At 48.3% G+C, this 470-nt stretch carries 1 protein-coding gene; it reads left to right on the forward strand.

The window, feature by feature from the left end; all coding sequences use genetic code 11:
- Positions 1–470: hypothetical protein (locus tag ABHV44_RS16215; RefSeq protein ID WP_459075760.1), on the forward strand; the 470-nt coding region annotated here is incomplete at both ends.

The raw sequence follows: 470 nt of genomic DNA on the forward strand, positions 1-470 counted from the left end.
ACCATCGACTTTGGACCAGCTGTGACGCAGCAGTTCATCGACAACGGAGGAATCACTTTCTACACTGTTTTGGAAGATTGCAACGGAAATGCACTTGGCTCAATGAGTCCAACAGGACCGGCCAACACATTTGTTTACGATCTTGATGATGAAGCTCCTGTACTCGAAAACGTATCAGCTTCAGCAGTGGGCGAATGCCTCAACGGAGGAAACTTTGTTTGGACTGTTGACGCTTCAGACGACAACCTATTCTCACTTGAAGTGGATCATTCCCTTCAAAACAGCTTGCCGGAGTTTACGGTTTATGCCGATGCAGGGGATCCGTATGGAAGTCAGCAAGCAGAAGATGATTTTACTGCTGCAGGCGTGAGCGTGGTTTACGATGATGTCAATCAGACCTGGACCATCGACTTTGGACCAGCTGTGACGCAGCAGTTCATCGACAACGGAGGAATCACTTTCTACACTGT

Origin of the sequence: Halocola ammonii (genome assembly GCF_049334165.1) — a bacterium.
Taxonomy (GTDB): domain Bacteria; phylum Bacteroidota; class Bacteroidia; order Flavobacteriales_D; family Sanyastnellaceae; genus JBEGHD01.